We start from the raw sequence: 11,956 nt of genomic DNA, 5'->3' as shown, positions 1-11,956 counted from the left end.
GCGCGCCCCCCCCCCCCCCCCCGCGGGTGACCGAGGCCGGCGCCCGCCACCCGGTGACGCAGGGGCTGACCGGCGCCAATGCCGGGGCCACGGAACCGGCCTGGGGCCGCTGGTACCGCCATCTGCGCGCCGATCCGCAGAGCGGGCTGACGGTGATGGACAGCCCGGACGGCGCCCCTCTGCTACAGCTGGACCGCGTGGGGGAGGGCCGCGTGGCCCTGCTGCTGTCGGACCAGATCTGGCTGTGGTCGCGCGGGCATGATGGCGGCGGGCCGCAGGCCGAGCTGCTGCGCCGCGCCGCCCACTGGCTGATGAAGGAGCCGGAGCTGGAGGAGGAGGATCTGGTGGCGCGGATCGAGGGCGGCACCCTCAGCGTCACCCGCCGCAGCGTGGAGGCCGGGCCGCCGCCGGAACTGGCCATCACCGCGCCGGATGGCACCACCACGCGCCGCCGGGCGGAAACCGGGGCTGGCGGGCAGGCGGTGCTGGAGATGCCGGCGGAGATGCCCGGCGTCTGGCAGGTGAGCGATGGGCGGCGCACCGCCTTCGCCGCCGCCGCCGCCGCCAATCCGCTGGAAATCGCCGATCTGCGCGCCGATCCGGGGCGCGGTCAGGCGCTGGCCCAGGCCACCGGCGGCGGCGTCCACTGGCTGGGCCAAGGGGGGGCAAGCCAGATGGGAACAAGCCAGGGGGAGCGCCCTGCCCTGCCGGATCTGCGCCGCGTCGCGCTGGGGCGGGAAGCCTCAGGCAGCAGCTGGATCGGGCTGCGCCGCAACGAGGACCATCTGGTGACGGGCATCGCCGCCCTGCCGCTGCTGCCGCCCTGGGCGGCGCTGCCGCTGGTGCTGGGCCTCGCCCTGGTGGCGTGGCGGCGGGAGGGGCGTTAGCGCCGGTCCAGGGGTAGGGCGTCAGCCGCCTTGGCTGGCGTCGAAGCCGAGGAAGCCCTTGTCCGGGCGCGGGGTGCCAGGGTCGGAGGGCGCGCGCGGCGCCACCGGCTGGGCGCGCGGCGCCGAAACCGTGGTGGGGGAAGCCGGGCCGGGCGCGGGCTGGGCACGGGCGCTGCGCACCGGAGCGGCGGCGGGGCCACGCGGCGCGCCGGGCGGCGGCGGCGGCATCGGGTCGCCACCCCCCACCACCGTGCCGCGCGCGGCCAGCAGGAAGAAGGCGATCTCGGTGCGGTTCTGGTCCACCGCGGAGTCGATCGGCGTCAGGCCCAGCACATTGCGGGCGTTCAGGTCCGCACCGCGCGCCATGGCATCGCGCGCCGCGCTCATGTCGCCACGGTTGATGGCATCGAACAGCGCCTCGGTGGGGCCGAGCGCCTGCTGCCCCGGCTCAGCCGGGATGACGGGGGCACGGCCACGGCCGGCGAGGCCCGGCAGGGCCGGCGGCTCCTTGCGCGGCGCCTGCTGCGGCGCGTCAGGCGTCATCGGCCCGCGCAGGCTTTGCGCCCCGGCCGGCACGGCCAGCGTCAGGGCAGACAGGAAAGGCAGCAAGGCAAGCTTGGGAAGACGGCGCATATCGGCCTCTCTAAACCATTTTCCGGCGCGGGCGAAGCGGGCTCAGCGGCAGCCCTGCCCGCGCGTGGTAAAGCTTTCGACGACACCCTGGCGCAGCGCGAAAGTCATGTCACAGCGCACCACGGCATAGCTCGGCGGCACATCCCAGACGCGGCGATAGCCCCCAAAGCCATAGGGATAGGGGTCCCCGGGCACGGCCACGGTGCTCTGCTGCTCGAATTGCAGGAAGCGCCGCCCATCGGCCTCATAGCTGCGCACCGGCACGCCAAGCTGGGCAACCAGCTCGCCCTCCGGCCGGTTGACGAAAGTCGCCAGGCGCTGCTCCAGCGTCGGCCCCGGCGCGGCACAGGCCGCCAGCAGGGGCAGAAAGGCAAAGGGCAAGAGACGGCGCATGGCATGGTCCTCCTGCCCCAAGGGATAGACCCGGTGGAGCAGGGTTCAAAGAGGGCAGGCCAGGGGAGAAACAATAAGAAAAAATGTTCTTTTTTGAAAAAAAGAACCAAAAAACTTTTCCGGTTGGCGTCCCGCATCAGGCCGGAAGCGGGACGCCAAATGGGAAAAAGCTTCTAAAATATCAGAGGATTCGCAGCCGCCCCAGGATGTAGCCAATCCCCGCCGCGATGGCGAGCGAGGTCAGCGGCTGTTCCCGCACATGGTCACAAAGCTGGCCCACGGCATTCTCCGCCTGGCCCTGCGCCTGATGATAGGCGCCACGGGCACGCTGCCCGGCATCGCCGGCCACGGCGCCCGCGGCTTCCTCCACACGGCCCGCGGTTTCGCGCGCGGCGCCGGTGATGCGGTTTTCGTCCATTCTGGCTCTCCTGTGTCTGGCGGGTCCGGCCTCGCGGGCCGCATGGGGGGAGAACGCGGCAACGCCACGAAGGATGCGCGCCGGTTGCGCGGGGCGGCGGCGCGTGGTGCCTTGCGCCGCCATGACCGACGACCCGCCGACCGACCACCTCCCCCCGCCTGAATGGCTGCTCCGGGGCACCCCCGCCGCCGTGCTGGCCGCTCTGCCCGGCGCCCGCGCCGTGGGCGGGGTGGTGCGCGATGCCCTGGCGGGCCGGCCCGTCCATGATGTCGATGTCGCAGCCCCCTACCCGCCGGAGGAAATCGCCGCCCGCCTCCAGGCCGCCGGGCTGAAGGTGTTCGAGACGGGGTTGCACCATGGCACCGTCACCGCCGTGCTGGCCCATGAGCCGGTGGAGGTGACGAGCCTGCGCCGCGACCTCGCCACCGATGGCCGCCACGCCACCGTGGAATGGACCACCGACTGGCGGCAGGACGCGGCACGGCGCGACTTCACCTTCAACGCCATGTCGATGGATGCGGCGGGCCGGTTCTGGGACTATTTCGGCGGGCGGGAGGACCTCGCCGCCGGCCGGCTCCGCTTCGTGGGGGACCCGGCGACACGGCTGGCGGAAGACTATCTGCGCGTGCTGCGCTTCTTCCGCTTCCATGCCCGCTATGGCCGGGGCGCGCCGGAGCCGGTGGCGCTGGACGCCCTGCGCGCCGCCGTGCCCGGCCTGCCCCGCCTCTCCGCCGAGCGCGTGTGGATGGAGCTGAAGCGCCTGCTGGAAGGGCCGCAGCCCGCCACCGCCCTGGCGCTGATGCGGGAGACCGGCGTCCTCGCCGCGGTGCTGCCGGAGGCGGGGGACATCACCCCCCTCGCCCGCAGCCAGGCCCCGGCGGCGCCGCTGCTGCGCCTGGCCCTGCTGCTGCCGCAGGGCATGGCGCCCGAGGCCCTGGCGCGCCGCCTGCGCTTCTCGGGGGAGGAAGCGAAACGCCTGCGCGCCCTGCTCACCCTGCCGCCGCCCGCGCCCGGTCTCGGTGAGGATGATCTGCGCCGGCTGCTGGCGGAGCATCCGGCGGATCTGGCGCAGGATCTCGCCTGGGTGGCGGAGGCGCGGGACGGGCAGGACCGCGCGGCGCTGCGGGAGCGCATCCTCGGCACGCCACGGCCGGTCTTTCCGTTGCAGGGGCGCGATGCCATCGCCGCCGGGCTGCCGCCAGGGCCAGCCATCGGGCAGGCCCTGGCGCGGGTCCGGGCATGGTGGATGGCCCAGGGGTGCCGGGCGACTCTGGAAGAATGCCTCGGCGAGCTGAAAAAGAATGGGGGAGGCGCCGCCACCCCCATGCCCCCTCCGCCGGGGGGATAGGATCCCCCCGGACCCCGCCTTCAGCTGATGAAACGCTGCATCGCGCGCAGATTGCTCGCGTGGCAGGACTCGTAGAAGGCGCGCTGGGTGGGGGGGATGACGGCGCCAACCGGGAGGGAAGGTTCCTGGCCGGCGCGCAGGGCGGCTTCCAGCGCGTCGAAATAGGCGATGTTGCGGGTGGCCAGGGCGGGGTCGGTGGTCTGGCCATGCGCGGGCAGCAGCACCCGCGCCCCCAGCCCGGCAATGCGCGCCAGCGAGGCCCGCAGCGCCACGAGATCCGCCGGGTCATCGCTCCACACCTCGGGGATGGGGTGTTCCACCGCATCCACGGCGAGACAGGTGGCGATCTCGGGAATCCACACCGCCACATGGTCCGGGGTATGGCCGGGGGTGTGGAGCAGGTGCAGCGTCAGGTCGCCGCCATGCAGCACCATCTCGCCGGAAAAGGTCAGGCTGGGCGGCACCAGTTCCACCCCGGCGAAGCGCGGCTCGGCGGCGGCCTTCTCGCGCAGGGTGCGGGCGGTGGCCGGGTCGTGGAAGCGCGCCAGGGCGGCCTCATGCGCCAGGATGGGCGCCCCCGCCACCGCCGCATTGCCCCAGAAATGGTCCCAGTCCATGTGGCTGTTCACCACCAGCAGCGGCGCGCCCTTCACTTCCTCCAGCGCGCGGGCGCAGAGTTCCGGCGTGGCGAGCGTGTCCACCAGCACGCAGAAGCGCCGCGTGCGCACCAGCACCGCATCCACCTCCTCCCCCGCGCGCAGGATGAGCACCCGCTCATCCACCCCCGCCCCCCGCACGATCTCCATGCTGCTCCCCCCTGGCCTGGGGCGATTCTGACGAATGGCGGGGTCCGGGGGAACCCTGTTCCCCCGGCGGGGGGTTTGGGGGGCGGAGCCCCCCATTCTTGCTTTCGTCTCTCCCGCGGGCCACACCCGATCCGGCGGAGGCACCCCATGCGGCTCTATGAGATTCCGGCGCATTTGCCCTTCCTTGGCACGCTGGCCGAGGGCGTTCTGTCCTGGGTCGGGTCTGAGGACCCCCTGGCCCTGTCGCGCACGACGATCCTGCTCCCCACCCGCCGCGCCGCGCTGGCGCTGCGGGAGGCGTTCCTGCGCGCCTCGGGGGGCCAGACGCTGCTGCTGCCGCGCATGCATGCGCTGACCGGCCTGTCCACCCAGGAGGCGGACGAGCTCTCCCTCCCCACCCTGCTGGACCTCCCCCCGGCGGTGGAACCGGCGGTGCGCCATTCGGTGCTGACGGCGCTGGTGATGCGCCTGCCCTCGCGCTACGGCGGCCCGGCCACGCCGGAACAGGCCTGGCGCCTCGCCACCGCCCTGGCCGAGTGGCTGGACGAGACGGCGCTGGAGGGCTGCGACCTCTCCCGGCTGGAAACCCTGGTGCCGGAGGAATTCGCCACCCACTGGCAGGTGACGCTGACCTTCCTGCGCGGCGTGCTCAGCGCCTGGGAGGGCTGGCTGGCCGAGAAGGGGCTGATGGATATCGGCCCCCGCCGCGTCGCCGCGCTGAAGGCCCAGGCCGAGGCCTGGACGCGCGAGCCGCCGCGCGACCCGGTGATCGCCGCCGGCATCGGCGCGGGCGGCACCATCCCGGCGGCGGCGGCGCTGCTGAAAGTGGTGGCGCAGATGCCGCAGGGCTGCGTCGTGCTGCATGGCGCGGGCGAGGTGAAATCCCCCGAACTCTCCCCCGAGCTCTGGGCCGCCATCGGCGAGAGCCCGACGCATCCGCTCTCCGGCCAGGTGCGGCTGCTCTCGGCGATGGACGCGACGCCGAAGGACCTCCGCCCCTGGCCCGGCAATGGCGATGGCAGCCCGGCGCTGATCCGCCGCGCGGAGCTGATCTCCTGCGCCCTGCGCCCCGCCGCCGGCCTCGAGGCCTGGCTGCACCGCCGGCCGGAGCACTGGGCCCCGGCGCTGAAGGGCCTCGCCTTTCTCGACGCGCCGGATGTCCAGGCCGAGGCCGTGGCCATCGCCCTGCTGCTGCGCGAGGCGCTGGAGACGCCCGGCACCCGCGCCGCGCTGATCACCCCGGACCGCGAGCTGGGCCGCCGCGTCGCCGCCGAGCTGATGCGCCACGGCGTGGTGGCCGATGATTCCGCCGGCCAGCCGCTGGGGCAGACGCCCACCGGCGCCTTCCTGCGGCTGATCGCCCGCACCGTGGCGGAGGGCTTCGCGCCTGTGCCGCTGCTCTCCCTGCTGAAGCACCCGCTGGCGGCGGGGGGGATGACGCGCTCGGAATGGATGGAGGCGGTGCGACTCTTCGAGCGGCGCGCCCTGCGCGGGCCGCGCCCGGCGCCCGGCCTGCCCGGCCTGCGCGCCCGCGCGCGCGAGGCCTTCCGGCGCGAGAAGGATGCCGCCCTGCTGGCCACGGTGGAGAAGCTGCTGGCCGCCCTCGAAACCGCCCTGGCCGGCTTCGAGGAACTGCCGGACGCGCCCTCCCGCCCCCCCGCCGATCTGCTGGAAGCCCATATGAACGCCGCCGAGGCCCTGGCCACGGCGCGCGACCGCCCGGGCGGCCTGCGCCTCTATTCGGGGGAGGAGGGCGAGCCGCTGGCCGTCTTCCTCTCCACCCTGCCCCCCGCCCTGCGCGAATTGCCGCCGATGAGCCCGGCCTCCTGGCCCGCGCTCTTCGACGTGCTGCTGGAGGGGCCGGCGGCGCCGGGGGTGCGCATCGGCCGCGGGCGCGAATACGCGCAGCACCCGCGCATCGCCATCCTCGGCCTGCTGGAGGCGCGGTTGCAGGATTTCGACCTCGCCGTGCTGGGCAGCCTGGAGGAAGGCGTCTGGCCGCAGGCCACCGACCCCGGCCCCTGGATGAGCCGCCCCATGCGGACCGATTTCGGCCTGCCCGAGCCGGAATCGCGCATCGGCCGCGTGGCGGCGGATTTCATGCTGGCCGCCTCCTCCGCGCCGCGCGTGGTGCTGGCGCGCGCCCGCAAGCGCGCCGGCGCCCCCACCGTGCCCAGCCGCTGGCTGACGCGGCTGGAAACTTTTCTCGGGGGCCAGAGAAAAGAGGGGGGGAAAGAGGGGGGGCTGTCGCTCCCGCGCCACCCGGCGCTGGGCTGGGCGGCGCGGCTGGACATGCCGGAGGCCGTGCGCCCCTGGCCCCGCCCCGCCCCCGCCCCGCCCCCTGAATTCCGCCCGCGCGAGATCAGCATCACCGAGGTGGCGGACCTGATGGCAGACCCCTATGGCTACTATGCCCGCCGCGTGCTGCGCCTGGTGCCGGTGGAGCCGCTGGATGCCGAGGTCGGCGCCTCCGACTATGGCCAGATCGTGCACCAGGTGATGGCCGGCTGGACCGCCCGGCTGGGCGATGCCCCCGGCGGCTGGCCGGGGCGCGAGAAGGCCGCGCTCTGGTTCGCCGAGGAGGCGGAGAAAGCCCTCTCCGAGGCCGCCGCGCGGCCGGGGCTGCTGGCCTTCTGGCGCCCGCGCCTCGCCCGCATCGGCGGCTTCGTCGTGGCGGAGGAGGAGGCGGCCCATGCCCAGGCCCAGGCCGACCCCGCGCGCGCCATCCGCCGCCGCCATGCCGAGGTGGCGGGCTTCCTGGAGATCGCCAACCGCCAGCTGCGCCTGAAGGGCCGCGCCGACCGCATCGACGAGCTGGCGGACGGCACCTTGGCCATCATCGACTACAAGACCGGCATGCCGCCCACGGCGAAGGAAATGACCGATGGCCGCGCGCCGCAGATGCCGCTGGAAGCGGCGATGGCCGAGGCCGGGGGCTTCCAGGGCGTCCACCCCGCCCCCGTCTCGGCCATGGCCCACTGGCGGCTGACCGGCGGCGGCACGCCGGGCGAGATCCAGCCGGTGAAGGGCGACCCGGGGACGCTCGGCGCCGATGCGGTGGACCAGACCACCGCCCTGCTGCGCGCCTTCCTGCTCGGCAACCGGCGCTTCGTCGCCCGGCCGCACCCCCGGCGGCGACCGCAGCGCACCGACCATGACCACCTCGCCCGCATCGCCGAATGGGGAACCGCCGAAGATGCCTGATTCTTTCTTTCAGGGCTGGCGGGCGCTGCCCGCCAGCGGGGGGAGCGCCGGGCTGTGACGGAAAGCCGCACCCTCTCGCCGCGCGCGGCGGCCCAGGCGGCGCAGCGCCGCGCCTCCGACCCGCTGGCCTCCGCCTGGGTGGGCGCCTCGGCCGGCTCAGGCAAGACCAAGGTGCTGACGGACCGCGTGCTGCGGCTGCTGCTGCGGCCGGGCGCCCGGCCGGGGCGCATCCTCTGCCTCACCTTCACCAAGGCGGCGGCGGCGGAAATGGCCACGCGCCTCGCCAGGCGCCTCGGCGAATGGGCCGTGGCGGAGGAGGCCGCCCTCATCGCCAGCCTGGAAGGGCTGACGGGCCAGAAGCCCGATGCCGCGCTGCTCCGCCGCGCCCGCGGCCTCTTCGCCGAGGTGCTGGAACAGCCGGGCGGCATGCGCATCTCCACCATCCATTCCTTCTGCCAGTCGCTGCTGCGCGGCTTCCCGCTGGAGGCCGGGCTACCGCCGCAATTCACCCTGATCGAGGAGGCCGACGCCGCCGAGATGCTGGCGGAATCGCGCGAATTCGCCCTCGCCTCCGGGCAGCTGCCGCAGGCGGCGATCGAGGCCATGGCCGGCCTCGGCTCGCCGGAGGACTTCGCCCAGACCCTGCACAGCCTGGTGAAGGAGCGCGAGCGCCTGGGCCAGGCCATCGCGGCGGCGGGCGGCATCCAGGGCTGTGACGCCGTGCTGCGCCGCCGCCTCGGCCTGCCGCGCGAGGGGCAGGAGGGCGATGCCCTGGCCGGGGCCGTGCGCGCCGTGGATGCGGCGATGATCCGCGCCGCCGCCCTGCTGCGCCAGAGCGGCAACGCCAATGACCGGGCGCGCGGCGCGCAGATGAAGGCGTGGATCGACCTCTCCCACGAGGCGCGCGCCGCGCGCTGGGAGGAATGGCGGGCCATCTTCCTCACCGCCACCGAGGGCACGCCGCGCAAGTCGCTCGCCACCAAGGGCGGGCTGAAGGAGCGCCACGAGGAGGTGCAGGCCCTGATGGCGGAGGAGGCGGAGCGCGTCCACGCCTTCGAGGAGGGCCGCCGGTCCTGGCGCCTGCACGCCGCCACCCTGGCGCTGCTGGCCCTGGCCCAGCCGGTGCTCACCGCCTACACGGCGCGCAAGGCGCGGCGCGGCGCGGTCGATTTCGACGACCTGATCCAGGCCGCCCGCGCCCTGCTGCACGACCCCGGCAGCGCCTGGGTGCTCTACAAGCTCGATGGCGGCCTGGACCACCTGCTGCTGGACGAGGCGCAGGACAGCAACCCGCACCAGTGGGAGATCGCCGCCCGGCTGGCGGAGGAATTCTTCGCCGGCCTCGGCACGCGCGGGCCGGAGGTGGTGCGCAGCATCTTCGCCGTGGGCGACGAGAAACAATCCATCTACGGCTTCCAGGGCGCCGACGCCGCCGGCTTCGCGCGGTGGGAGCGCCATTTCGCCGAGGCCGTCGGCGCGGCGGGGGCGGATTTCGCCGCCGTGCCGCTCAACGTCTCCTTCCGCTCGACGGCGCCGGTGCTGGCGCTGGTCGATGCCGTCTTCGCCGATGGCCCGGCCCGGCGCGGCGTGGTGGCGGAGGGCAGCCGCCTGGAGCACCGCGCCGACCGCCAGGGCGAGGCCGGCATGGTCGAGGTCTGGCCGCCGCTCGCCAGGCCGGACAGCGCCGCGCTGGAACCCTGGGAGGTGCCGGACCAGCCAGTGGCCGAGGAGGATGCCGAGGCGCTGATGGCCGAGAGCCTCGCCGCCCGCATCGCCCAGATGGTGCGGGAGGAGACGCTGCCGGCGCGCGGCAACCGCCCGATCCGCCCCGGCGACATCCTGGTGCTGCTGCGCCGGCGCACCGGCTTTTCCAACCTGCTGGTGCGGGCGCTGAAGGCGCGCGGCGTGGCGGTGGGCGGCGTGGACCGCATGCGGCTGATCGAACAGATCGCCGTGCAGGACCTGCTGGCGCTCTGCGACGTGCTGCTGCTGCCGGAGGACGACCTGCAACTGGCCGCCGTGCTGAAAAGCCCGCTCTGCAACGTGCCGGAAGAAGAACTCTGCGACCTGGCGCGCGGGCGGGAGCAGCCGCTGTGGTGGCGCCTGCTGGAGCGGCGCGGCAGCGACAGCCCCGCCGGCCACGCCGCCGAATGGCTGGCCGGGCTGGCCGACCGCGCCGACCTCGCCACCCCCCACACCATCCTGGCCGAGGTGCTGGGCGAGCATGGCGGGCGCGCCCGCATCCTGGCCCGCCTCGGCCCCGATGCCGCCGACCCGCTGGACGAGATGCTCAACGCCGCCCTCACCTATGAGGCGCGCCACCCGCCCAGCCTGCAGGGCTTCGTCCAGTGGCTGCGGCGCGGCGGGGCCGAGGTGAAGCGCGAGGCGGAATCCGGCGCCGATGCCGTGCGGCTGCTGACGGCGCATGGCTCCAAGGGGTTGCAGGCGCCGGTCGTCATCATCCCCGATGTCGGCAGCGGGCGCGGCGAGAAGGCGCTGCGCTGGGAGGAATCCGAGCCGCCCCTGCCCTTCTGGGCGCCACGCAGCCGCAAGGATTTCTTCGCCCCCGCCTGGACCGCGCTGATGGAGGCGGAGAACGAGGCACGCGAGGCGGAGGAGAACCGCCTGCTCTACGTCGCCCTGACGCGGGCGGAGGACCGGCTGCTGGTCTGCGCCTGGGGCACGCCGAAGGAAGGCGGCTGGTACGACCTCGTGGCCCAGGGCATCGCCCGGCTGGAGGGGGCGGAGGAAATCCCCTTCGAGCCGGCCCATTTCGGCGCCCCGCCAGCGGCGAGCTTCGCCGGGCCGCTGCGCCGCTATGCCTGCGCGCAGACCGCCGCGCCGCGCCATGAGCCGGCCCATGGCTCGGCCGAGGAGGCGGCGGCCCTGCCGGACTGGCTCGGCCGCCCCGCCGCGCCGGAGAGCATGGCCCTCACCCTCTCCCCCTCCGCCCTGCCGGGGGAGGAGGAGACGCCCACCGCCGCCCCGCATGGCCGCGCCGACCCGACGGGGGAGCGCTTCCGCCGCGGCCGGCTGGTGCATGCCCTGTTGCAGCACCTGCCCGAGCACCCGCCCGGCGAGCGCACGACCCTGGCCCGGCGCTTCCTCGCCCGCCCCGGCCATGGCCTGACGCCCGCCGACCAGGCCGTGACGCTGGAGGAGGTGATGCGCCTGCTGGACCACCCGGGGCTGCGCGAGGCCTTCGGCCCCGGCAGCCTGGCGGAGGCGCCCATCGCCGGGAAGGTGAATGGCCGCCCCCTCGCCGGCCAGGTGGACCGGCTGCTGATCACGCCCGAGCGGGTGGTGGTGCTGGACTACAAGACCAACCGCCCGCCGCCGACCGAGGTGAAGGACGTGCCCGCCCTCTATCTGCGCCAGATGGCGGCCTACCGCGCCCTGCTGCGGCAGGTCTTCCCCGGGCGGCGCGTGGAGTGCTGGCTGCTCTGGACATGGTCCGCCCTGGCCATGCCCCTGCCGGATGCCGTGCTGGACCGGCATGAGCCGGGATGAGTTTTTAAAATCAAAGGTTCTTTTTTGAAAAAAAGAACCAAAAAACTTTTTTTCAGTCTGGCGTACCGCTGTGACGGGAGACGGCGGCAGCCTGAAAAAAACTTCTTTTTCTGAAGAAAAAGAAGAATTTTAATCTATGGATTCATTCAAAAACCGCTCTTTGGCCAGCGCCATTTCCCGCACGAATCGCTGATATTCCTGCTCCTTCATCGCCGCATCCGGCAGGCGGAGCAGGAAGCTTGGATGGATGGTGAGGAGAAGGGGGAGATCCCCCGGCCCGGCCAGGATCTGCCCGCGCAGCTTGAGAATGCCGACCCGCCGCCCGAGCAGGGCCTGCGCCGCCGTGGCGCCGAGCGCCACCAGCAGGCGCGGCGCCACCGCATCCACCTCGCGCAGCAGGAAGGGGCGGTAGAGGGCGATGTCGTCACGGTCCGGCGTCTGGTGGACACGCCGGGCGCCGCGCTGGATGTATTTGAAATGCTTCACGGCATTGGTCAGGTAGCAGGCGGCGCGGTCCAGCCCGGCGGCGGCCAGGGCGTGGTCCAGCAGCCGGCCGGCGGGGCCGACGAAGGGCCGGCCCTGGCGCTCCTCCGCATCGCCGGGCTGCTCGCCCACCAGCATGAGGGGCGCGCCGGGCGGCCCCTCCCCCAGCACGGCGGTGCGGCCTGTGGCCCAGGAAGCGGCAGGGGAAGGGGGGTGCTGAGGCATGGCCCCCGCACAACGCCGCCACCCGCGGGCCGGTTCCCTGCCTTCCCCC

At 74.0% G+C, this 11,956-nt stretch carries 8 protein-coding genes and 1 pseudogene; 4 read left to right on the top strand and 5 right to left on the bottom strand.

Annotated features, from left to right (window positions below; all coding sequences use genetic code 11):
* Positions 1 to 887: pseudogene (locus NON00_RS12125) on the top strand (hypothetical protein); the annotation flags it as partial.
* A gap of 21 nt (positions 888 to 908) precedes the next feature.
* Here NON00_RS12125 and NON00_RS12120 read toward each other — a convergent pair.
* The 3 genes from NON00_RS12120 to NON00_RS12110 form a co-directional block, all read right to left on the bottom strand.
* Positions 909 to 1,520, bottom strand: a complete 612-nt coding sequence (locus NON00_RS12120) for an ankyrin repeat domain-containing protein (RefSeq protein ID WP_256021211.1) — start codon at positions 1,518 to 1,520, stop codon at positions 909 to 911.
* Positions 1,521 to 1,562: 42 nt separating this feature from the next.
* Positions 1,563 to 1,913 (bottom strand): hypothetical protein, encoded by a 351-nt coding sequence (locus NON00_RS12115; RefSeq protein ID WP_256021209.1) that lies wholly within the window; start codon positions 1,911 to 1,913, stop codon positions 1,563 to 1,565.
* A 181-nt stretch (positions 1,914 to 2,094) separates the two neighbouring features.
* A complete protein-coding gene (locus tag NON00_RS12110) occupies positions 2,095 to 2,331 on the bottom strand; it encodes a CsbD family protein (RefSeq protein WP_256021207.1) in 237 nt (78 codons plus the stop codon).
* A gap of 121 nt (positions 2,332 to 2,452) precedes the next feature.
* Here NON00_RS12110 and NON00_RS12105 point away from each other — a divergent pair, with 121 nt between their 5' ends.
* Positions 2,453 to 3,679 carry a CCA tRNA nucleotidyltransferase gene (locus NON00_RS12105; protein ID WP_256021204.1) on the top strand — a complete coding sequence of 409 codons (1,227 nt, stop codon included), beginning with the start codon at positions 2,453 to 2,455 and terminating at the stop codon, positions 3,677 to 3,679.
* 20 nt (positions 3,680 to 3,699) lie between these two features.
* Here the strand turns inward: NON00_RS12105 and NON00_RS12100 are convergent, their stop codons facing one another.
* Entirely contained in the window at positions 3,700 to 4,485 is a 786-nt protein-coding gene (locus NON00_RS12100) for an MBL fold metallo-hydrolase (RefSeq protein ID WP_256021202.1), read from the bottom strand.
* A 147-nt stretch (positions 4,486 to 4,632) separates the two neighbouring features.
* Here NON00_RS12100 and addB point away from each other — a divergent pair, with 147 nt between their 5' ends.
* Both addB and addA read left to right on the top strand, forming a co-directional pair.
* Positions 4,633 to 7,689, top strand: a complete 3,057-nt coding sequence (gene addB, locus NON00_RS12095; protein WP_256021200.1) for a double-strand break repair protein AddB — start codon at positions 4,633 to 4,635, stop codon at positions 7,687 to 7,689.
* Between the two features lie 54 nt (positions 7,690 to 7,743).
* Positions 7,744 to 11,199 (top strand): double-strand break repair helicase AddA, encoded by a 3,456-nt coding sequence (addA, locus tag NON00_RS12090; protein ID WP_256021198.1) that lies wholly within the window; start codon positions 7,744 to 7,746, stop codon positions 11,197 to 11,199.
* A 129-nt stretch (positions 11,200 to 11,328) separates the two neighbouring features.
* Here addA and NON00_RS12085 read toward each other — a convergent pair whose 3' ends face one another.
* On the bottom strand, positions 11,329 to 11,907 hold the full coding sequence (locus NON00_RS12085; RefSeq protein WP_256021196.1) for a UdgX family uracil-DNA binding protein: 579 nt from the start codon (positions 11,905 to 11,907) through the stop codon (positions 11,329 to 11,331).
* Between the last annotated feature and the right edge of the window lie 49 nt (positions 11,908 to 11,956).

This window comes from Roseomonas sp. GC11, from assembly GCF_024437745.1.
GTDB lineage: Bacteria > Pseudomonadota > Alphaproteobacteria > Acetobacterales > Acetobacteraceae > Pseudoroseomonas.
Note: the sequence above shows the minus strand (reverse complement) of the source record. Positions and strands in the feature narration are given on the sequence as shown.

Excerpts from the sequence above, each read along its gene's own strand:
- NON00_RS12115 (WP_256021209.1), bottom strand. The coding sequence starts at position 1,913 with ATGCGCCGTCTCTTGCCCTTTGCCTTTCTGCCCCTGCTGGCGGCCTGT.
- NON00_RS12105 (WP_256021204.1), top strand. The coding sequence starts at position 2,453 with ATGACCGACGACCCGCCGACCGACCACCTCCCCCCGCCTGAATGGCTG.
- NON00_RS12120 (WP_256021211.1), bottom strand. The coding sequence starts at position 1,520 with ATGCGCCGTCTTCCCAAGCTTGCCTTGCTGCCTTTCCTGTCTGCCCTG.
- addB (WP_256021200.1), top strand. The coding sequence starts at position 4,633 with ATGCGGCTCTATGAGATTCCGGCGCATTTGCCCTTCCTTGGCACGCTG.
- NON00_RS12085 (WP_256021196.1), bottom strand. The coding sequence starts at position 11,907 with ATGCCTCAGCACCCCCCTTCCCCTGCCGCTTCCTGGGCCACAGGCCGC.
- NON00_RS12100 (WP_256021202.1), bottom strand. The coding sequence starts at position 4,485 with ATGGAGATCGTGCGGGGGGCGGGGGTGGATGAGCGGGTGCTCATCCTG.
- NON00_RS12110 (WP_256021207.1), bottom strand. The coding sequence starts at position 2,331 with ATGGACGAAAACCGCATCACCGGCGCCGCGCGCGAAACCGCGGGCCGT.